General features: G+C 58.8%; 20 protein-coding genes. 9 read left to right on the forward strand and 11 right to left on the reverse strand.

Annotation, left to right across the window (positions count from 1 at the left end):
* Positions 1–42 precede the first annotated feature (42 nt).
* From AC2FFD_RS09675 to AC2FFD_RS09695, 5 genes are all read right to left on the reverse strand, one after another.
* Positions 43–1419: a TRAP transporter large permease gene (locus tag AC2FFD_RS09675; protein WP_170344513.1), complete on the reverse strand. Its 1377-nt coding sequence runs from the start codon at positions 1417–1419 to the stop codon at positions 43–45.
* Positions 1419–2096 carry a TRAP transporter small permease gene (locus AC2FFD_RS09680; protein ID WP_152457843.1) on the reverse strand — a complete coding sequence of 226 codons (678 nt, stop codon included), beginning with the start codon at positions 2094–2096 and terminating at the stop codon, positions 1419–1421. Before AC2FFD_RS09680 ends, AC2FFD_RS09675 begins: the two co-directional genes overlap by 1 nt.
* A 111-nt stretch (positions 2097–2207) precedes the next feature.
* Entirely contained in the window at positions 2208–3209 is a 1002-nt protein-coding gene (locus AC2FFD_RS09685; RefSeq protein ID WP_496872940.1) for a DctP family TRAP transporter solute-binding subunit, read from the reverse strand.
* A 362-nt stretch (positions 3210–3571) separates the two neighbouring features.
* Positions 3572–4801 (reverse strand): sigma-54-dependent transcriptional regulator, encoded by a 1230-nt coding sequence (locus AC2FFD_RS09690; protein WP_425078187.1) that lies wholly within the window; start codon positions 4799–4801, stop codon positions 3572–3574.
* Positions 4798–6579: a sensor histidine kinase gene (locus tag AC2FFD_RS09695; RefSeq protein ID WP_496872941.1), complete on the reverse strand. Its 1782-nt coding sequence runs from the start codon at positions 6577–6579 to the stop codon at positions 4798–4800. The genes AC2FFD_RS09690 and AC2FFD_RS09695 overlap by 4 nt, the downstream gene beginning before the upstream one ends.
* On the opposite strand from AC2FFD_RS09695, the gene AC2FFD_RS09700 reads away from it, so the two are divergent.
* Complete coding sequence (locus AC2FFD_RS09700) at positions 6578–7759, forward strand: cytochrome P450 (RefSeq protein WP_496872942.1); 1182 nt, start codon at positions 6578–6580, stop codon at positions 7757–7759. The genes AC2FFD_RS09695 and AC2FFD_RS09700 overlap by 2 nt on opposite strands.
* Positions 7760–7894: 135 nt before the next feature.
* Here AC2FFD_RS09700 and AC2FFD_RS09705 read toward each other — a convergent pair whose 3' ends face one another.
* On the reverse strand, positions 7895–8377 hold the full coding sequence (locus tag AC2FFD_RS09705) for an Lrp/AsnC family transcriptional regulator (protein ID WP_170344518.1): 483 nt from the start codon (positions 8375–8377) through the stop codon (positions 7895–7897).
* Between the two features lie 144 nt (positions 8378–8521).
* Between AC2FFD_RS09705 and cobA the strand changes: the two genes are divergently transcribed.
* The 7 genes from cobA to infC all read left to right on the forward strand — a co-directional run bounded on the left by cobA (position 8522) and on the right by infC (position 14147).
* On the forward strand, positions 8522–9298 hold the full coding sequence (cobA, locus tag AC2FFD_RS09710; protein WP_496872943.1) for a uroporphyrinogen-III C-methyltransferase: 777 nt from the start codon (positions 8522–8524) through the stop codon (positions 9296–9298).
* Positions 9298–9612 (forward strand): DUF2849 domain-containing protein, encoded by a 315-nt coding sequence (locus AC2FFD_RS09715; RefSeq protein WP_171328572.1) that lies wholly within the window; start codon positions 9298–9300, stop codon positions 9610–9612. Before cobA ends, AC2FFD_RS09715 begins: the two co-directional genes overlap by 1 nt.
* A 65-nt stretch (positions 9613–9677) precedes the next feature.
* Complete coding sequence (locus tag AC2FFD_RS09720; RefSeq protein ID WP_171168362.1) at positions 9678–11342, forward strand: nitrite/sulfite reductase; 1665 nt, start codon at positions 9678–9680, stop codon at positions 11340–11342.
* Positions 11332–12093, forward strand: a complete 762-nt coding sequence (locus AC2FFD_RS09725) for a phosphoadenylyl-sulfate reductase (protein ID WP_496872944.1) — start codon at positions 11332–11334, stop codon at positions 12091–12093. The genes AC2FFD_RS09720 and AC2FFD_RS09725 overlap by 11 nt, the downstream gene beginning before the upstream one ends.
* A complete protein-coding gene (locus AC2FFD_RS09730) occupies positions 12090–12497 on the forward strand; it encodes a DUF934 domain-containing protein (RefSeq protein ID WP_170344527.1) in 408 nt (135 codons plus the stop codon). The genes AC2FFD_RS09725 and AC2FFD_RS09730 overlap by 4 nt, the downstream gene beginning before the upstream one ends.
* A 109-nt stretch (positions 12498–12606) precedes the next feature.
* On the forward strand, positions 12607–13440 hold the full coding sequence (locus AC2FFD_RS09735; protein ID WP_171639581.1) for a ferredoxin--NADP reductase: 834 nt from the start codon (positions 12607–12609) through the stop codon (positions 13438–13440).
* A gap of 245 nt (positions 13441–13685) precedes the next feature.
* Complete coding sequence (infC, locus tag AC2FFD_RS09740; RefSeq protein ID WP_438826499.1) at positions 13686–14147, forward strand: translation initiation factor IF-3; 462 nt, start codon at positions 13686–13688, stop codon at positions 14145–14147.
* A 53-nt stretch (positions 14148–14200) separates the two neighbouring features.
* On the opposite strand, the gene AC2FFD_RS09745 is transcribed toward infC, so the two are convergent.
* Genes AC2FFD_RS09745 through AC2FFD_RS09755 form a run of 3 tightly spaced genes read right to left on the reverse strand, consistent with a single transcriptional unit; the run spans position 14201 to position 16755 of the window.
* A complete protein-coding gene (locus AC2FFD_RS09745) occupies positions 14201–14614 on the reverse strand; it encodes a hypothetical protein (protein WP_496872945.1) in 414 nt (137 codons plus the stop codon).
* A 54-nt stretch (positions 14615–14668) separates the two neighbouring features.
* Entirely contained in the window at positions 14669–15985 is a 1317-nt protein-coding gene (locus AC2FFD_RS09750; RefSeq protein ID WP_496872946.1) for an aspartate aminotransferase family protein, read from the reverse strand.
* On the reverse strand, positions 15982–16755 hold the full coding sequence (locus AC2FFD_RS09755; RefSeq protein WP_257600633.1) for a beta-keto acid cleavage family enzyme: 774 nt from the start codon (positions 16753–16755) through the stop codon (positions 15982–15984). The genes AC2FFD_RS09750 and AC2FFD_RS09755 overlap by 4 nt, the downstream gene beginning before the upstream one ends.
* Positions 16756–16843: 88 nt before the next feature.
* Between AC2FFD_RS09755 and AC2FFD_RS09760 the strand changes: the two genes are divergently transcribed.
* Positions 16844–17743, forward strand: coding sequence for a MurR/RpiR family transcriptional regulator (locus AC2FFD_RS09760; protein WP_496872947.1), 900 nt, complete (start codon positions 16844–16846; stop codon positions 17741–17743).
* Positions 17744–17808: 65 nt separating this feature from the next.
* Here AC2FFD_RS09760 and AC2FFD_RS09765 read toward each other — a convergent pair whose 3' ends face one another.
* Both AC2FFD_RS09765 and AC2FFD_RS09770 read right to left on the reverse strand, forming a co-directional pair.
* Complete coding sequence (locus AC2FFD_RS09765) at positions 17809–18810, reverse strand: molybdopterin-binding protein (protein WP_257600631.1); 1002 nt, start codon at positions 18808–18810, stop codon at positions 17809–17811.
* Positions 18807–19775 (reverse strand): XdhC family protein, encoded by a 969-nt coding sequence (locus AC2FFD_RS09770; protein WP_171613866.1) that lies wholly within the window; start codon positions 19773–19775, stop codon positions 18807–18809. Before AC2FFD_RS09770 ends, AC2FFD_RS09765 begins: the two co-directional genes overlap by 4 nt.
* Positions 19776–19781: the final 6 nt, after the last annotated feature.

A 19781-nucleotide genomic window follows, 5' to 3' on the forward strand; every position in this document is an offset into this window, starting at 1 on the left:
GGGTTCCGAACCGGCGCGCCGGTTCGGAACGGGTTTTTCCTGCTAGTTCGTTATGATCTCGGGGCCCATGAACGTGTTGGGCAGGAAGGTCGAAATCCACGGAATATACGTCACCATGATCAGGAAGACGAACAGCACGGCCAGGAACGGCAGCGCCGCCTTCACAACGCTCATCATCGGCATACCCGCAACGCCCGAAGTCACGAACAGGTTCAGACCGACCGGAGGCGTGATCATCCCGATCTCCATATTGACCACCATGATGATACCCAGATGGATCGGGTCGATGCCCAGCTCGATAGCGATCGGGAATACCAGGGGCGCCACGATGACCAGCAGGCCAGACGGTTCCATGAACTGACCGCCGATCAGCAGGATCACGTTCACCACGATCAGGAAAGCGACCGGGCCAAGACCCGCCGACAGCATCGCCTCGGCAATATGCTGCGGTACTTGCTCGTCGGTCAGAACATGCTTGAGGATCAGCGCGTTGGCGATGACAAACAGCAGGGTGACCGTCAGCTTGCCCGCCTCGAACAGCGTATGCTTGGTGTCCGGATGAAAGAACGCCGTGATCAGCGCATAGGGCTTTTTCAGCAGCGGTAGGTTCCGTGAGCCTTCTTCCGTGCTCAGCGGGCCCATGTCCTTGTACACAAAGCTGGCAATGAAGAACGCATAGACCGCGGCGACTGCGGCGGCTTCGGTCGGGGTGAAGATACCACCATAGATACCACCCAGAATGATGACGATCAGGAAAAGACCCCAACCGGCTTCACGGGCCGAGGCAAAGACCTCTCCCCAGCCTTTCCATTCACCCTTGGGCAGGTTCTTGACCTTGGCCATGACGTAGATGGTGATCATCAGCATCAAACCGGCCATCAGACCGGGGATGACCCCTGCAAGGAACATGCGCCCAACCGAGACCTCAACGGCTGCGGCATACACGACCATCACGATGGATGGCGGAATCAGAATGCCCAACGTACCCGCGTTACAGATCACACCGGCGGCGAACTCCTTGGAGTAACCCACCTGACGCATCCCTGCGATGACGATCGAGCCGATGGCGACCACGGTCGCCGGGGACGACCCGGACAGTGCTGCGAACAGCATACAGGCAAACACACCGGCAATCGCCAGACCGCCTGGCAAATGCCCGACACAGGCAATCGAGAACCGGATGATCCGCCGCGCCACACCGCCGGTCGTCATGAAGGACGAGGCCAGAATGAAGAACGGGATCGCCAGCAGGGTAAAGTGCCCTTCAAAAGCCTCGAACAGAGTGCCCGCCACAGATGCGAGCGAACTGTCGGAGTAGATCAGCAGGAACAGAGTCGAGCTGAGGCCAAGCGCAACTGCAATCGGAACACCGATCAGCAACAGGCCAATGACCATCGAGAAAAGAAGTACGACGTCCATTAGTTATGCTCTCCCTGCTGAGCGCGGACTTCTTCGATCTCGTCCTCGACTTCGTGGCTGGCAACAAGGCGGTCTGTTTCACCACGCCAGATCTGAACGGCAACCTGGGCGAACCGGATCACCAGCAGCAACATCGACACCGGCAGCACCAGGTATGGCACAACCTTGGGCAGCTTCTCGTACCCTTCGCCATAGTTGATCAGGTCTTCCAGAAACCGCAGCGGAGCGACCATTGGGATATCGTCCACTTCGTAGAAACTCTGGCTGCGGGCGTCGAAATTGAACCCCGTCGGGAACCAGCGTCCGGATGTCGGCGGCAGATCCGCGAAGACGGCCCAGTAATCGTAGGCGCCTTTCAGCAACAGTAGCGAAAACACCAGACAGCACCCCACGGCGATCAGCGCGAGAATGCGACGCGGCGCCGGGGCCAGCATGTTCAGAATCGCGTCAACACCCAGATGAGAGTGTTTCTTGACCGCATAAGAAGCGCCAAGCAGCACCAGCCAGCCAAAAGTGAACACCGTCAATTCAAGCGCCCACAGGATATTGGAATTGAAAACAAACCGCGCGATCACGTTGGCAAATGTCACGACCGTCATCAGGCCCAACAGGCACGCGATCAGGGTTTCTTCGATATGGTCGACCAGCCCGCCTTGGCCGGAATTCGCACCAGACATCTCTCTGTCCCCACATTTTAATTGATGAGAAGGGTTGGGACGGGCTTCGTCAGCCCGCCCGGCCTGCGCGTCGATAACTCCCCAGTCCCCGGACGCGCGGCCTTATCCGGATCAGAATCCGGCGTTGATTGCCTGTGCGGCGTCGATCTTGTCCTGACCCACGTCACCAGCGAACTGTTCCCAGACCGGCTTCATCGCATCAACCCATGCCTGACGCTGTTCCGGGGTCAACTCGCGGATGACACCACCTGCTTCAATGATCGAAGCTTTGGCTGCTTCGTTCACTGCAAAGGCTTCTTTGTTCCGCGTCTCGGTCACTTCGGCCAGAATGGTCAGGAACTGGTCACGCACGTCCGGATCCAGGCTGTCCAGCCAGTCCACAGAGGTTACGACCAGATAGTCGATGATGCCGTGGTTGGTCTCGGTGATGCCGTCCTGCACCTCGAAGAACTTCTTGCCATAGATGTTCGACCAGGTGTTTTCCTGCCCATCCACAACCCCCTGTTGCAGCGCGCCGTAGACTTCCGAGAACGCCATTTTCTGCGGGCTGCCTCCAATGGCCTCCATCTGTGCCACCAGAACGTCCGAAGACTGCACGCGGAATTTCAGGCCGTTTGCATCCGACGGATCGACCAGCGGCTTGTTGGCCGACATCTGCTTCATGCCGTTGTGCCAGAAGGCCAGCCCCTGAAGGCCACGGCGCTGCATGCTGTCCTTCATCGCCTGACCATCAGCCGAAGCCTGGAATGCATCAACTGCGTCGATGTTCTTGAACATGAACGGCAGGTCAAACAGGCGGAACTGCTTGGTGAACTTTTCGAATTTCGACAGCGAAGGTGCGGCCAGCTGAACGTCGCCCTGCAACATCGCTTCCAGTACCTTGTCGTCGTTGTACAGGGTCGAGTTCGGATAGACTTCCATGCACATCACGCCGTTCATCTCATCATTGACGCGCTGTTCCAGCAGCGATGCGGCGATGCCCTTGGGGTGCTTGTCAGTGTTGGTCACATGCGCGAACTTGACGACGATTTCACCATCGTCACAGGCTGCCATGCCTGCGGTGGCTGTGACTGTCAGCGCCAGAGCGGTTGCGGCTGTTGTCAGGAATTTCATCTGTCTTTTCCTCCCAGACTTCCTTGAAACTGTTCTTCGACACCAATTCGGTATCAGATGCAGCGAAGTGAAACGAATCGGCACAATCCACTCAACGTTTTGTTTTTTGCCCCTCGATTTTCTATTTAGCTATTTTGTTTCAAGAGCTTAAAAAGCACTTTGCAATGCACCGTCGACGCACTCAAAACCCCGAGTGCGAGATTCCGCACAGCAATTTACCAGTTTGTGCGAAAATCCGCACACCCTGCGAATCAAACCCCCCGAATCAACCGAGGCGAATCCGCAGCCCGCATCTGCGGGCTGCCCGGCCCAACAGCTTTAGACGCGTGTTAATGCGGAAAAAGGTGGCGGGAGCCCGGCCGTTACCGCCGATAATCTTCGGCCCGAATCTGATACCGTGCCAGTTTGTCGTAAAATGTCTTGCGCGGGAGTTTCAACGCCTTCGCCGCATCTGATGCCTTGCCGTTGTGACGACCCAGCGCCGCGATGAGCAGCGACCGCTCCACCCGCGCCATCTGTTCGCTGAGGCCCAGGTCTGTTGCCTGCGCGACTTCTTCCGGCATTCCCAGCACGAAGCGCATCGCGGCTGACATCAAGGATCGCGCATTCCCCGGCCAGTCGCTGGCCATAAGCGACGCCAGATGCTCGGACGAGATGTCCGGCGCCACGATCCCCGCCTGTTCCGCGGCCTGTGCAACGTAATGGCGGAAGATCACCGGAATGTCGTCAGGACGTTCTGCCAGCGATGGAATACGCACCCGCATGACATCCAGCCTGTAAAACAGGTCAGCATTGAACCGGCCTTCGGAACTCAGCGCCGACAGATCAGCGGTCGTTCCCGCAATGATACGCCCGCCCGGCCCCTGCTCGATGATCTCCAAAGCCGCAAATTGCGTGGCATGGGGCATGGCCGAGACTTCGTCCAGAAACAATGACCCACCTGCCGCATCCTCGCAGCTTTTGGCCAGGTCGTCGGGGCTGAGGCTGGAGGCCGTGCGTTTGACAAACGGGCCCTGCCCTGCTGGCGACATCAGATGCACGACCTCGGCGACCTTCGAGATGCCGCTGCCTGGCGGTCCCGTCACAAGAACTTCGGCACCTGTCGGAGCGACGGTCCGAACCCGCTCGCGCAGGGCCTCGGCCTGCGGCGACAGACCGAACAACAAACGCGCGGCCGGGTCTCCTCGTTCCAGCTCGGATTTCGCCGCCCTTTGCTCCAATACCTGCGAACGGGATGCAAAGGCGCGTTCAAGCACCTCCAGAAGGTCGGACGCGGCACATGGCTTTTCCAGAAAATCGAACGCACCCTTTCCCATGGCATCGACGGCCATGGGAATATCGCCCTCACCCGTCAGAAGAACCACGGGAAGATCCGGATCGACCTCTCGGGCATATGACAAAAGATGGAATCCGTCCCGCCCCGGCATGCGGATATCCGAGATGATGACACCGGGAAAATCGCGACTGATGTGATCCTTGGCCGCCACAAAAGACCCCGCAGTCGTTGGCAGATAGTCCGCCAATTCCAGAGTCTGAGACAGGGCCTCGCGTACGGCTGCATCATCATCGACCAACAAAACCCTGCGCATCATGCGGCCTCTTCCTTGTCGCAAGGTTCCAGTTCGACGGTGAACATGGCCCCATCCTCAGTGTTCGCGCCCCGAATATCACCACCGAAACTTTGAACCAGCCCGTATGAAATCGAAAGCCCCAGCCCCAAACCTTCCGACGATCCAACGCTTTTCGTCGAATAGAAGGGCTCGAACATCCGATCGGGGTCTTCAATGCCGGGGCCTGTGTCCTGTAGGGAAACACTCAGCCGGGCACCTTTTCGCAGCGTTATCGTTATAATCCGTTTTGGTCGCCCCAGCATTGCATCCGCCGCATTGTTGATCAGATTCACGAATACCTGCACCAAACGTACTTCACCCCCCCAAACATACACAGCGCCATTCGGGGGGGTCCAGTTCAGGGTTACATCGTCGTCTCGCAGGCGGGCCTCTGTCAGTTCAACAGCGGTGTTGAGAACCTGTATCAGGTCAACACGCCCCATTGGTTCGCTTTCGTTGCGGGCAAAGGCGCGAAGGTTCTTGATGATCCGCGCCATCCGCGCCGCCATTTCCGAGATCCGGCCCAGATTCTCGGCGGCCATTTCAGGTTTTCCCCGCGTCATGAACGCTGAGCCGTTATCCGCAAATTGCCGTATGGCCATAAGCGGCTGGTTCAGTTCATGACTGATCCCCGCCGACATTTGCCCCAAAGCGCTGAGCTTCCCCGCCTGAACCAGGTCCGCCTGGGCCCGCCGCAGCGCCGCCTCGGCTTCTTCTCGTTCCGTCACTTCCTTGCGCAAGCTGGCATTTGCAACCGTCAGGTCATGGGTACGTTTGGCCACGCGGCTTTCCAGAACGGTATTCGCTTCAGCCAGTGCCCGCCGCCGCTCCATCGCAAGAAAGAGCATTGCCCCGAAGGCCAGACAGATCGCCGCGACGGCCGCCGCCTGTAGCCTGGCAAGCTGAAGGGCCGGTGCCACATCCACCAGAACCTCGGCAGTCATGTCGATAACCGGCAAATCAAGGGTCAGATGCAGCGCATCGCGTGGCAGGTAACGCCCCCAGTTCAAATGCCACAACTCGTGCCTGCCGACCTGTTTTGAAGAAAAATCAACGGTCGCGCCATCTGGCGGCATCAATCCCGCCTCACCGTCCGCCCGGCGCCAGAACAACAGGTCGGATCTGTTGGAAATGAATACAACACCATCGGAATCGACAAAGAAAACCGCTTCGGTACTGCCGCGCCACGTCTGTTCAACGTCCTGAACATCAGCAACAACCATCAGCGCGCCTTCGATCTGGCCAGACGGACCAAAAGCGGGGGCGGCGTAGGAATAGATCCGGTCATCGCCCGCGGGCACAACCTCATGCGCACTGCCCAGGGCGCCCTGCATCGCGCGGCGGAAAGCTGGGTGCCCGGCCATGTTGCGCTGGGACACCGGCTGCGCCGACACCAAAACCTGCCCGTTCTTATCCAGATACATCATGTTTACGGCGGCAGTCTTGTCTGCAACGTCCAGCAGCATTTCCCGAGCCTGGCGTCTGTCGGCCTGTGTTTCCAGTTCATGCAAAACGGGATGTGTCGCCATCAGCACGGCAAGTTCCTGGTACACCTGCATCTGCGTGCTCAGCCGGTCAGCCGCCAGCTCAAGATCGGCCTCTGCCTTCTCGCTCAACTGAGACAGGGCCTGTCGATAGCCATAAGACCAGACAAACCCCGACAATAGCCCGACGGCGAGCAAAAAACCGGAAATGAACCAAACCCTGTGCATAGACAGGGTCTTGCATTCAACGCGCCGCATGGCAAGTGTGCGGCGCATGAAGTCTTTTTCGCAATCGCCGACAGACCCGGGTTTCGTCCAAAACCCCTACCCGTTCTACGACAAGGCGCGACGCGCAGGCGATCTGTTCTATTGGCAGGACTACGATATGGTCGCCGCGGTTTCATACCGCGCGGTTCGCGCCCTGTTTCGGGACCGCAGATTTGGCCGCGAGGTTCCGCCCGAACTGGCAGAGCAAGGTCCAGCCCACCTGGCGCCCTGGCTGGCCATCGAGGCCCATTCACTGCTTGAAGCAGAACCACCCAGGCACACACGCCTTCGATCATTGGTGATGCGCGCCTTCACGTCACGGGCGATTTCTGCGCTGCAACCGTCCATCGAAGACCTTTGCCACGACCTGATCAAAGGCTTCCCTCATAAGTCGTTCGATCTGTTGGAAGCCTATTGCACTCAGGTGCCGGTGATCACGATCTGCCGGCTTCTGGGCGTCCCTGAAGCTATGGCGCCCGACCTGTTACAGTGGTCACACGATATGGTTGCCATGTATCAGGCCAACCGCACGCAGGACACAGAAGACAGGGCCGCCAAATCATCACGGGAGTTCACCGAATTCCTGAAGGAATACATAGCGTTGCGGCGCAATGATCCACGGGACGATCTGATAACCCGGTTGATAAGCGCCGAAGAAGAAGGCCAGAAACTGTCACTGGACGAACTGGTTGCCACCTGCATCTTGCTGCTTAACGCAGGCCACGAGGCTACCGTGCATTCACTGGGGAACGGGGTGAAAACCCTGTTGCAGACTGGTGCCGGCCCCGACGTCCTGGCACCGGATGGACTCAACGCAACCATCGAAGAGATCCTGCGCTATGACCCGCCTCTGCACATGTTCACGCGTTACGCCTATGAGGACGTCGACCTGTTCGGCCATTCATTCAAACGCGGCGATCAAGTGGCACTGTTGCTTGGCGCGGCCAACCGAGACCCGGCTGTCTGGGCTGAACCGAACATGTTTCAGCCGCGCCGTCCGATTGAAGTCAACACAAGCTTTGGGGGCGGAATTCATTTCTGTGTGGGGGCACCTCTGGCGCGTCTGGAAATGCGTATCGCTTTGCCGATCCTGTTCGAAAGCTGTCCAGACCTGCAACTGGCTGCACAACCGCATTATTCGGACAGCTATCACTTTCACGGGTTGAATCAGCTGTTGGTCAGAACTTGACCATTCCAACTCGCGCAGACTGCCGATGCCTCTGGCGCTTATGAATCCGGCCGGATGCCCCCCCATCAACTCATCTGGCTCAAAACACCCCGAAAGACGCGCGCGGAACGGGTGGAGGCGGCAGAGCCTCGGTTTCTAAGCCCCTTTGGCCAACGCATTCAGCGGCAGCATCGTCGTGGATTTGATCTCTTCCATAGACAACAACGCCGTGACGTTGTGCACGCGCACCTCCGAAATGAGCGACTGGTAGAACTGATCATAGGCACGTGCGTTCTTGACCCGGACCTTCAGAATATAGTCGATATCACCCGCCAACCGGTGCGCCTCTTGCACTTCGGGGTGATCCTTCAATGCTTTCAGGAATTTACGTTGCCAATCCGCCTCATGTTCCGAGGTGCGGATCAAAACAAAAAAGGTGGCTTCAAACCCAAGTGCCTCGGCATCCAGCAGAACCGTTTGCTGGCCGATGATTCCCGCCCCTTTGAGCTTGCGAATGCGATTCCAGACAGGCGTCTTTGAACTGCCGACCCGAGCCGCAATTTCGTCCAATGATTGGCCCGCATCGCGTTGCAGCTCGGCCAGAATTTTTCGATCCGTGTCGTCTATCCGCACCGACATTCCAATTTTCCTTCTGTTTCGATGCCCCTGTTCCGGTTTTCCCGTATTTTGGAACATTTGTCCTTATTTCAACCGCGATATGGCGCTTTGGTGGGAATATTTCCTATATTGAGGATCAAGTCAAACAACACCCGAGACGATCCGATGCAGGATTTTCACACACTCAACCCCATAGGCCATGTCGACTTTGTCGGCGCAGGACCCGGTGACCCCGAGTTGCTGACGCTCAAGGCGCTGACTGCGTTTGAGCAGGCGGATGTGGTGCTGCACGATCGCCTCATCAGCAAACCCGTGCTGGACATGGCCGCTCAAAAGGCCGTTTTGGTAGATGTCGGCAAGGCCGGGTTCGGCCCCTCGTGGAAGCAAAGTGATATCGACGCGCTTCTGGTTGAATACGCCCTGAATGGCAACCGCGTGGTGCGGCTAAAATCGGGTGATCCCACGGTCTTTGGTCGTCTGGACGAAGAAATCGAGGCCGTCGATGCGGCCGGTATACCCTGGCAGATCATTCCCGGCATCACGGCGGCCTCTGCCGCAGTGGCTGGCATCGGCCAAAGCCTGACCCGCCGCGGGCGCAACTCATCGGTGCGGTTTTTGACCGGGCACGACATGCAAGGATTCGCGGATCACGATTGGAACGCTTTGGCTCAGGCCGGTTCCGTGGCAGCGATCTACATGGGCAAGAAATCCGCTCGGTTCATTCAGGGCCGTCTGATCATGCACGGCGCCGATCGCGCCACGCCCATTACCCTGGTCGAGAATGCATCGCGCCCCGACCAACGGATTTTGGCCACCACTTTGGACCAGTTGCCCACCGATCTGGCCGCCGCCGAAATGGATGGACCGGCCCTGACTTTCTATGGCCTTGCCCCGCGCCAAGCGGCGCAGGCTGTAACCGAATTCAACAAGGAGCTTGCCTGATGGCCCGCGCTTTTACCCCCAAAGTCGTCACTGCAAATGACTTGCTCGAAGGCGACGTGATTTATCTGACCGAAGATGACCGCTGGTCCCGTGACCTGAGCGAAGCAGAACTGATCACCGACGAGGCACATGCGCAGGTTCGCCTGCTGGATGCCGCGCGTCAGGCAAACAAAATCGTGGGCGCCTATCTGGCCGATGCCGTTGCTGGCGAAAACGGCCCCGAGCCCACCCATTTCCGGGAAGACTTCCGCCGCACTGGTCCGTCCAACTATGCCCACGGCAAACAGGAAGCTTCCCCGCAGCCCCGGGCCTGACCTCTGGCCCTTCTCTCTCCCCTTCAAGGCCCCGGGTTCGGGGCTGCAACCAAGGACAGCTAGACATGTATCGCTACTCCGAGTTTGACAAAGATTTTCTGGCAGAGCGTAACGCGCAGTTCCGTGCTCAGGTCGAGCGCCGCATCGACGGCTCGCTGACCGAAGACGAATTCAAGCCGCTGCGCCTGATGAACGGCCTGTATCTGCAACTGCACGCATACATGCTGCGGGTGGCCATTCCCTACGGCACGCTGAACAGCGCCCAGATGCGCCAATTGGCCCTGCTGGCTGAAAAGTGGGACAAGGGCTATGGCCATTTCACCACCCGTCAGAACATCCAGTACAACTGGCCGAAACTGAAAGATGTGCCGGACATGCTGGACGCACTGGCCGAGGTCGGCATGCATGCCATCCAGACCTCGGGCAACACCATCCGCAACGTGACCGCCGACCATTTCGCCGGTGCCGCAGCGGATGAGGTCGCCGACCCGCGCCCCTATGCTGAGCTTCTGCGCCAGTGGTCGACCGACCACCCTGAATTCCAGTTCATGCCGCGCAAGTTCAAGATCGCGATTACCGGTTCGGAAAACGACCGCGCCGTGATCAAAGCGCATGACATCGGCCTGCAACTGGTCGAACGTGACGGCGTTCTGGGCGCGCGCGTCATCGTCGGTGGCGGCCTGGGCCGGACGCCCATGATCGGCAAGGAACTGTCCGAATTCGTCGCATTCGATGATCTGCTGGCCTATCTGGAAGCCACCGTGTCGGTCTGGAACCAGATCGGTCGCCGCGACAACAAGTACAAGGCGCGCATCAAGATCACCGTGCATGAACACGGCATCGACGCCATCCGCGCCAAGGTGAACGCGCGTTTCTTGCAGGTTCGCCCACAGTTCAAGGGCGCCGACATGGCGCTTCTGGATGAGATCAAAGGCCATTTTGCGCCTCCGGCTTTCCGTCAAGGTTCGGTTGCGTCGTTTGAAAGCGCCTATACCAACGATCCGGTTTTCCGGTCGTGGGTCGATACCAACATCGCGCCGCACAAGCAGGCGGACCACGCGATCGTCACGATCTCGATCAAGAAGCACGGGGCAACGCCGGGTGATGCGACCGCCGAGCAGATGCGCGTGATGGCCGATCTGGCCGAAGAGTTCGCCTATGACGAGCTGCGTATCAGCCATGAGCAGAACGTGATCCTGCCGCATGTCCACAAATCGGACCTGCCTGCCATTCATGCGAAGCTGAAGGAACACGAACTGGCCACCGCCAATATCGGCCTGATCAGCGACATCATTGCCTGCCCCGGCATGGATTACTGCGCGCTGGCGACGGCCCGTTCGATCCCGGTTGCTCAGGAAATCGCGGCCCGCTTTGAGGATTTGAAGCTGGAGCATGACATCGGGCACCTGAAGATCAAGATCTCGGGCTGCATCAACGCCTGTGGCCACCACCATGTGGGCCATATCGGCATCCTGGGTCTGGATCGTGCAGGCGTCGAAAATTACCAGATCACCCTGGGTGGTGACGCCACCGAGACGGCCGCGATCGGCGACCGCACCGGTCCGGGCTTTGCCTATGATGAGATCGTGCCGGCCGTGGAACGCATCGTCGACACCTACCTGGATCTGCGCGAGAGTGCTGAAGAGACCTTTCTGATGACCTATCGCCGCGTCGGCATGGAGCCGTTCAAGGCCGCCCTCTACCCCGAGGCTCGGGCGAATGCCGCTTGACCTGATCCAAACGGAACTGGGCAAAGACCGCAGCGACCTGACCGAGAAGGTCAACGCATTGAATGCCCGGTTCCGTCACCACAGCGCCCATGACGTGATGCATGGCGCCCTTGAAGAGATCGACGAACTTGCTCTGGTCTCAAGCTTCGGTGCGGAATCGGTGGTGCTGCTGCATATGGCTGCGGTGGTCGACAAGATGACACCGGTGTTGTTCGTGGATACCCAACTGCTGTTTACCGAAACGCTGGAATACCAACAGGAAGTCAGCGAGCGCCTGGGGCTCAGGAACATCAAGATCATTCGGGCGGATGACGAAGACATTCGGCGCGACGACCCCTATGGAGCGCTGCGCCTGCGGGATACGGATGCGTGCTGCAATCTGCGCAAAACCTTTCCGTTGCAGCACGCCCTGACAGGCTATTGCGGCTGGATTACCGGGCGAAAACGGTTCCAGTCCGGTACGCGCGCCGCGCTCGAGTTCTTCGAGGTCGAAGATGGCACGGGCCGGATCAAGGTCAATCCGCTGGCCCATTGGGCGCCGGACGATGTGCGCGCCTATATGGAAGAAAACAACCTGCCCCGGCATCCGCTGGTGGCCAAGGGATACCCATCGATCGGCTGTGCGCCCTGCACCTCGCCGGTCAAAGAAGGCGAAGACCCCCGCGCCGGACGCTGGCGCGATCAGAACAAGGAAGAATGCGGCATACATTTTGTCGATGGCAAGATGATGCGCATCGGAGAGAAAACATGAACGTAATCGTAACGGATGAGGGCTTTTCGCCCGATGACTGGACCGACGGCTTTGTCACTCTGGACGATGCCGCAAATGACGTGGTTGCGCTGGACGTCAGCTCGGACACGGACCCGGATGAGCTTTTTGACCGTTTGGGCAGTGCCAGGTTGGTCCGGGTGGATTTTCCATCCTTTGCCGACGGTCGCGGCTTTACCATCGCCCGCACCCTGCGCCTGAAGGGCTATACGGGACGCTTGCGCGCCAAGGGTCATGTTCTGGCAGACCAATACGCCATGGCGCGTCGCAGCGGCTTTGACGAAGTTGAGATTGACGGAGACCTGGCAGACCGCCAGCCCGAAGATCAGTGGCTTTCCCGGGCCAACTGGAAAGAGAACAACTATCAGGCTCGTTTGCGCGGTTAAAAGCCGCACATCGCCGGCTTGTGACACAAAGGGGGCAATCTGTCCCCTTTTCCTGACCTGGATCAATGATTAAACGGAGATGTCGGTTTAGCAGACCGGCAGGTAAACGATGACAGAGATGAAGCCCGTGAGCGAAGCAACTGCCGTGAAGGCCCCCGTCCTGCCGGACGCGCAAACCGTAACCGAGGTCAAGCATTGGACCGACAGCCTGTTCTCTTTCAAGGTGACGCGCCCCGCCTCGCTGCGTTTTCGCTCGGGCGAGTTCGTGATGATTGGTCTGCTGGGCGACAATGGCAAGCCATTGCTGCGCGCCTATTCAATCGCCTCGCCTTCGTGGGACGATGAGCTGGAGTTCTATTCGATCAAGGTTCAGAACGGCCCGCTGACGTCGAAGCTCCAGCATATCAAGCCCGGTGACCAGATCATCCTGCGCCCCAAGCCGGTTGGAACATTGGTGCATGACGCCCTGCTGCCCGGCAAGCGTTTGTGGTTCTTTGCAACCGGCACCGGCTTTGCCCCGTTTGCTTCGCTGCTGCGTGAACCGCAAACATATGAAGATTATGACGAGGTCATCATCACCCACACTTGCCGCGAAGTGGCTGAACTGGAATATGGCCGCCAATTGATCGACAGCATCCGTCAGGATGAAATGCTGGCCGAACTGATTGGCGAAGGCTTCGCTGACAAGATCCGCTATTACCCGACGACCACGCGCGAAGAGAGCCCCAAGATGGGTCGGATCACCGACCTGCTGAAGGATGGTACCGTGTTCAGGGATCTGGGCATCGAAGGCGGAATCAAGCCCGAAACCGACCGCGCCATGGTCTGCGGTTCGTTGGCATTCAATCTGGACATCAAGGAAATCCTTGAGGGTTTCGGTCTGCGCGAAGGCGCGAATTCCGAACCCAAGGAGTTCGTGATTGAAAAAGCCTTTGTCGGCTAAAGGCAGGCTGCGTTCAGAGCTTTGTGGCCCCGAACGCAAAAAACACCGGACAAAACACTGTTTTTTCGCAACTGCCGGTGTTTATGACGCTTGAAGTGCGGCTCGGCCCGGTTTAAATTCCGGGCTCGAAATTCTGCAATTATCAAAGGAATGAACCCATAGCCCGCAGACCTCACAACGCGCCGCCACAACGTGACACCGGCCCGCGCGTCAATGACAAGATCCGTGCCCCCGAAATCCGCCTGATTGGTGCCGAAGGTGAAAATGTCGGGGTGGTTCATCCCGCCAAAGCCATGCAGATGGCCGCCGATGCCGGTCTTGATCTGGTCGAAATTTCACCCAATGCGAACCCACCGGTCTGCAAGATCATGGACTTCGGCAAATTCAAATATGAAACGCAGAAACGCGAAGCCGAAGCCCGCAAGAAGCAAAAGATCATCGAGGTGAAAGAGGTCAAGTTCCGACCCAACACTGACACGCATGACTATGACGTGAAGATGCGCAACGTCTTCAAGTTTCTGGAAAACGGCGACAAGGTGAAAGTCACCCTGCGTTTTCGTGGCCGCGAAATGGCACACCAGAACCTGGGCCGCGAATTGCTGGAGCGTGTCGCTGAGGACGTCAAAGAACTGGGTAAGATCGAAAACATGCCGAAAATGGAAGGCCGTCAGATGATCATGATGATCGGCCCCCTTCCGCAGAAATAACCCGGCCCAAATACCGAAACGAACAAAGCCCCTTCGCCTTTGAAGGGGCTTTTTTAAGTCGCCTTCCTGCTTTTCAACCAACGGGCCGCGTCCCGGAAATCGAACACCAGCGAGGTGATATCGACGATCAGAAGCACCCGGAGAAAGCCGGCAAAGGCTGGGCTCAGGGGGTCTTCGGAAAACAACAGAAGCGTCACGATGATGACCAGTGGCACCCAGCACAGAATGTGCGGCAAGGCCATCGCACCGCTCATCTCGCGGGCAGCCACCATGATCGGTACGTTCAGCGCCATGCCTGAAACTGCAAGCAATGCAATCAGGTACCCCTGTGGCTGATCCAGAAATGCCAACGGAAGAAGGTTTACCGGCACCAAAACAACGGCCACCCAGATCTGCACCCAGGAAGGGAGCGCTCGGAAACTGCGCCAGATATCCAGCACCATGGACGTCGCCTTTTCCAGATCCATTGCCCACGACACATAGCAAACGTGTCGCAGGCAAACAGGGTGCTCACGGTATTGTCAGAGAACGGCTGAAAAAGAGCGTTCCAGTTTGCTGACAAGTTCGCCTACCTGGTCCTCTTCTATGATGAAAGGCGGCGCGAGCAGGATATGGTCTCCGTTCCGGCCATCCCGGGTGCCCGCCATGGGATAACAGATCAACCCTTCGGCAAGTGCTGCCTTCTTTATCTTTCCGGCAATGCCCAGGGATGGATCAAAGGGGGTCTTCGTCTCGCGATACGCCACCAGTTCCACACCCCGGAACAGACCACGGCCACGCAAATCGCCCACATTCGGGTGCTGTCCAAACGCGGCCTCCAGGGCGGATTGCAGTTTGCTGCCCATGCGTCCGGCGCGCGCCGGTAAATCACCCTCTGTCAGTTCACGGACCACCGCAAGAGCCGCAGCCGTGGCGACAGGATGGCCGATATAGGTGTGCCCATGTTGGAAAAACCCTGACCCATCCCGAATCGCACCGAAAATCTTATCGGTGCACAGCATCGCCCCGATCGGTTGATACCCTGCGCCCAACCCTTTGGCGATGCACAGAATATCCGGTGCAACACCGTCGTGATCACAGGCGAACAAATGACCGGTGCGCCCCATGCCACACATCACCTCATCCAGAATCAGCAGCACGCCATATTGGTCGCAGATTTCCCGGATGCGTTTGAAATACCCCTCAACCGCCGGAACCGCGCCAAGCGTAGCGCCGACAACCGGCTCGGCCATGAAGGCCATAACCGTTTCGGGGCCAAGGCGCAGAATTTCCGCCTCCAGCTCGTTGGCGACGCGCTGACCATAGTCAAAGCTGCTCTCATCCAAGGGCTTCTCGGCATATTCATAGCAGGCCGAGATATGGGTCATTTCGATCAGCATCGGCGCGAATTGAGCCCGTCTCCAGGCATTTCCCCCGGCAGACAAGGCCCCCAGGGTGTTGCCATGGTAGCTTTGCTTGCGCGCGATCACGTGGCGGCGCTCGGGCTGCCCGATTTCCAGAAAATACTGGCGCGCCAATTTGATGGCCGCTTCGGTCGCCTCGGACCCGCCCGAGACGAAATACACCCGGTCCAGATCCCCCGGCGCGTGTTGGATCAGCAGATCCGCCAATGCCTCGGCCGGTTCCGAGGTCATGAACCCGGTATGGGCAAATGCGATCTGTTCCACCTGCTGTTGCACGGCCCGGATCACTGCCGGATTGGAATGCCCCAGACAGGACACGGCCGCATCGCCGCAATCCAGATATCGCTTGCCGTCGGCATCGATCAGGTAAGCGCCGTCGCCACCCGCCGCGACGGGAAGTTCAGATTTGGTGTGGCGTGGGAAAACATGGCTCATGTTCCGGTCCTTCCAAGTGTTTCAACCAAAGCCGCGACCGAGGCCGCGTTGTCAGCCCAGAGCGTGCCATCCGGTGCCGTCAGGCTGTTTTCGAATCCAACACGCAGATCGCCGCCGCGCCGTGCGGTTTCGACCAGACAGTCATGTTCCTGCGTCCCAAAAGCGCACACCATCCAATTGGCCGGGCTGGACGGAAACGCATCCAGATCCGTTGGCACGGATTGCTGATTCTGACTGTAGCGCCCCAACACAAGCAACCGGTCTGTCTGGTCCGTCTGGACGATACCTTTTGACTGCCAGTCTTCCAGCAGCTTCACATCTTCTGAATCGTAGAGAATATGCTGAACCCGCGTGCCCTGAGCCGCACATAGCGCATAGACCCGAGGCGCAAGATCAAGGGCCCGCGCGATTTCCCGGACTGAAATCGAGGCCCATTCAGGCCGGACCCGTTGCAGACATTCAAACTGCGACGATACGTCGAACACGCCTGCTGCCTCGGTGGTGATCTGAACATCCATGCCCGGCACCACCCTTTTCAGTTCCGCTATTGTTTCGCGATACAATCCGGCATCCAACGTGTGGTGTCCGTCGGCATCCCGTACATGCAGGTGTATGCCATTCGCACCAGCCTCGTGACAGCCCCGCGCCGTTGCGACGATCTGATCCGTCGTGACTGGCAAGCCCGGGTGATCCGCGCGGCCCCGCCGGGCCCCGTTCGGAGCAACCAGTATATATGGCTGCCCGGTGGTTTTCACTGTGCTCTCGGTCATTGCGCCCTCGTGTTCGTCTGTCCTCAGCTAATGATCTCAAGTTTCGTTTTCAATTTACCAACTGGAAAACATATGTTTTGCTTGTCGCATGACCCGCGCTCTAACTGCCATCGTTACGCAAATGCGCCGCGAGATCGATGAAATGCCTGCGCAAATGCAGGTCGCTGTAAAGTACATCATCGATCATCCCGCCGAGTTTGCGCTGAATTCGATCCGAACCACCACCGATCGCATCGGCATCAGCACGAACGTTCTGATCCGGCTGGCGCAACGCATGGGGTATGACAGCTTTGACGCTTTTCGACGCCCATTTCGAAGCGCTCTGACAACCGACGGTGAGGACAGGTTTGGGCAGGACTGGCTGGAACACCTAAAGGAACAAGGGCAGTCTGGTGCGGCGCAGGCACGATTTGCGCAGAACGAAATAAACGTCGTGTCCAGATCGCTGCGCCTCATGGCCCCCCATTTGACGGAACAGGCCGTCGCGCACATCAGGTCGGCGCGCCGCTGTTATGTGACGGCCACACGATCCAGCCATGCGCTGGCCTATTACTTTCACTACGCCGGACGCATGGCCCATCCCGGGCTTCAGCTGGTGCCCCGCCACATGGGTTCGGCCATCGACGATCTGGTCGAAGCCACCGCCGAGGATTGTCTGTTCGCCATCACGGTTCACCCCTATTCCGCCGACACGATTCAGGCGATGCGGTATGCTCGGGACCGTTCGATGCGCATCATCCTATTGTCGGATAGCGAGGTTATCGCGCCGGGGGTGGAACCGGATGTCGTCCTGCCTGTCAGCACACGAACCTTGCACCCGTTTTCCAGTTTTTCGGGGGCAATGGCCGTTCTTGAATGTCTGCTGGGGCATCTGTTTGACGCCGGCGGAGAGACCGCCAGAGAAAGAGTGGATGCCTATCAGAAGGCGCGGGAAGATACCGGAGCTTATTGGCGACCCGGCGTATTGCCAAAGCTCAGAAAACCATAGGCCGGATCCGTCGAAGCCTCTGGCGTCAACCTCAGAATTCAGCTCTGCTCAGGATCAGCGGCGGATCATTCTTTTCGTTTGGCGCGCGGCTGAGGTCTGGTCGGGATTTCCTTCAGCAATCCTCCGACACCCATTCCGGCAATATCTGCCCCGGTCGTTTCGATCCCGCAGGCAACCCGTGACAGAACCCAATCCGCCCCGTTCAACGCCGGAGATCGCGCGCACCCGGGCAACCCGATCACCGGTCGATCCTGCATCGAACCCAGAAACAGCAGGTTCCCCGGATCAACCGGCATCCCGAACCGATCCACCTGCCCGCCGGCAAGCCGAACAGCAGAAGGTGCAACATCGTCCGGATCCGAGGTCGCGGAACCGGTCAGGATCATCAGCAAATCACCGGTCGTTCTGGAAACCGCCTTGGCCAGCGCATCCACGCGATGCGGCACGATCTGCACATCACACAAATCCAGACCCAGGGCTTCGGTCCGTCCGCGAATGGCGGCGATCCCCTTGTCATTGGGGGGGCCTCCGGGGATATCCGTAACGATCAAACCTGCCGTCTTGTGAACGGGTCTTGCCAGACGCACGGCCCCTTGCGCCAGATTGGCGGCCCGCCGAACATCAGCCTCTGGCACGGCATACGAGATAACCTTGATGGTAGCGACCATGCCCTTCGGGCCCATCTGCTGGTATTGCGGAACCGTCGCAACCGTAATCATCGGGTTGACCCGATTGAACATTTCAAGCGCATCCACATCCAGAACCGCCACGCCCGGCCCGTCCGCCAACAGGTTGACCCGGCCGGTGAACGCATCGGTCACGCGCAGATTGGCCGACGCCGCATCTGGCGCAAGAGCTGCGGCCAAATGACGTGCGGCCTCGTCTTCGTGGCAATCGCCGGGTTCAAGGCGGGCAACGATCACTTCGCGGATGTCCGCCTGCGTCAACTGCGCCACATGCTCTGCCCGCAGTGACAGCCCCTTGCGCAGCTTTTGCCCGTCAGCCGTCACCGAATGGGCTAGAATGGCACCTTTCGCTTCGGAGACTGCTACCGGACCAAACCTCATGCCCTGCCTCGTAGAACGGCCGTCATCTGCGCCAGAACTGCAACGGCAATCTCGGATGGGCCGGCAGCCCCGATATCCAACCCGATTGGCCCATGAATCCTCGAGATTTGCTTATCACTGAAACCCGCCGCCTTCATACGTTCGACGCGTTTGGAATGGGTGCGTGTCGATCCCAATGCACCGATATAGAACACATCCGCATCCAGTGCAGCTTGCAATGCCGGATCATCCAGCTTTGGATCATGCGTCAGCAGGACAATTGCGGTGCGCGCATCCAGCCCGAGTTTTGCAACGGCCTCATCCGGCCAATCCGTGAGGATCGTTTCCCCCGGGAAACGGGCGTTGGAGGCAAATGCGTCGCGCGGGTCGATAATGGTCGGATCATACCCGGCAATTCGCGCCATCGGCACCAGCGCCTGCGCGATGTGAACCGCACCGACAATGATCAATCGCAGCGGCGGGTTGTGAACGGCCACAAAGGTCCGGCCATCTTCTTCAAAACCTGATCGATCCATGCGCAGCCGTTCGGCATAGGCGTTTCGGCGCAAGGCTCTGTGCCCGGTATCGGTATTGACTTCATAAGCGATGGGTTCGCGCCTTGCGCGGGCTGCAACCAGTTCCGCCAGCATCGGTTCGGGCAGAACCTTTCCAACGGGTTCGACGAGGACGCGAATGGTTCCACCACAAGCCAGCCCGACCGCAAAGGCATCTTCGTCGCTCACCCCGAATTCCAGCAAGCGGGCTTCGCCTTCGTCAATGGCCTCAAGCGCTTCGACGATCACCGCGCCTTCGACACAGCCGCCCGACACCGAGCCTTCGATCCGGCCATCGCCGCCGATCACCAGCTGGGAACCAACCCGACGCGGCGCGCTGCCCCAGGTTTCGACAACCGTGGCAAGGGCGGCGCCGCTGCCATCGCGGTGCCACTTCAGTGCCGTTTCCGGGCTGTTGTCGAATCGCTCCATCAGAAC

It is taken from the genome of Ruegeria sp. YTSC002 (assembly GCF_059609845.1).

Excerpts from the sequence above, each read along its gene's own strand:
- AC2FFD_RS09675 (WP_170344513.1), bottom strand. The coding sequence starts at position 1,419 with ATGGACGTCGTACTTCTTTTCTCGATGGTCATTGGCCTGTTGCTGATC.
- AC2FFD_RS09680 (WP_152457843.1), bottom strand. The coding sequence starts at position 2,096 with ATGTCTGGTGCGAATTCCGGCCAAGGCGGGCTGGTCGACCATATCGAA.
- AC2FFD_RS09685 (WP_496872940.1), bottom strand. The coding sequence starts at position 3,209 with ATGAAATTCCTGACAACAGCCGCAACCGCTCTGGCGCTGACAGTCACA.
- AC2FFD_RS09690 (WP_425078187.1), bottom strand. The coding sequence starts at position 4,801 with ATGATGCGCAGGGTTTTGTTGGTCGATGATGATGCAGCCGTACGCGAG.
- AC2FFD_RS09700 (WP_496872942.1), top strand. The coding sequence starts at position 6,578 with ATGAAGTCTTTTTCGCAATCGCCGACAGACCCGGGTTTCGTCCAAAAC.
- AC2FFD_RS09695 (WP_496872941.1), bottom strand. The coding sequence starts at position 6,579 with ATGCGCCGCACACTTGCCATGCGGCGCGTTGAATGCAAGACCCTGTCT.
- AC2FFD_RS09705 (WP_170344518.1), bottom strand. The coding sequence starts at position 8,377 with ATGTCGGTGCGGATAGACGACACGGATCGAAAAATTCTGGCCGAGCTG.
- cobA (WP_496872943.1), top strand. The coding sequence starts at position 8,522 with ATGCAGGATTTTCACACACTCAACCCCATAGGCCATGTCGACTTTGTC.
- AC2FFD_RS09715 (WP_171328572.1), top strand. The coding sequence starts at position 9,298 with ATGGCCCGCGCTTTTACCCCCAAAGTCGTCACTGCAAATGACTTGCTC.
- AC2FFD_RS09720 (WP_171168362.1), top strand. The coding sequence starts at position 9,678 with ATGTATCGCTACTCCGAGTTTGACAAAGATTTTCTGGCAGAGCGTAAC.
- AC2FFD_RS09725 (WP_496872944.1), top strand. The coding sequence starts at position 11,332 with ATGCCGCTTGACCTGATCCAAACGGAACTGGGCAAAGACCGCAGCGAC.
- AC2FFD_RS09730 (WP_170344527.1), top strand. The coding sequence starts at position 12,090 with ATGAACGTAATCGTAACGGATGAGGGCTTTTCGCCCGATGACTGGACC.
- AC2FFD_RS09735 (WP_171639581.1), top strand. The coding sequence starts at position 12,607 with ATGACAGAGATGAAGCCCGTGAGCGAAGCAACTGCCGTGAAGGCCCCC.
- AC2FFD_RS09745 (WP_496872945.1), bottom strand. The coding sequence starts at position 14,614 with ATGGATCTGGAAAAGGCGACGTCCATGGTGCTGGATATCTGGCGCAGT.
- AC2FFD_RS09750 (WP_496872946.1), bottom strand. The coding sequence starts at position 15,985 with ATGAGCCATGTTTTCCCACGCCACACCAAATCTGAACTTCCCGTCGCG.
- AC2FFD_RS09755 (WP_257600633.1), bottom strand. The coding sequence starts at position 16,755 with ATGACCGAGAGCACAGTGAAAACCACCGGGCAGCCATATATACTGGTT.
- AC2FFD_RS09760 (WP_496872947.1), top strand. The coding sequence starts at position 16,844 with ATGACCCGCGCTCTAACTGCCATCGTTACGCAAATGCGCCGCGAGATC.
- AC2FFD_RS09765 (WP_257600631.1), bottom strand. The coding sequence starts at position 18,810 with ATGAGGTTTGGTCCGGTAGCAGTCTCCGAAGCGAAAGGTGCCATTCTA.
- AC2FFD_RS09770 (WP_171613866.1), bottom strand. The coding sequence starts at position 19,775 with ATGGAGCGATTCGACAACAGCCCGGAAACGGCACTGAAGTGGCACCGC.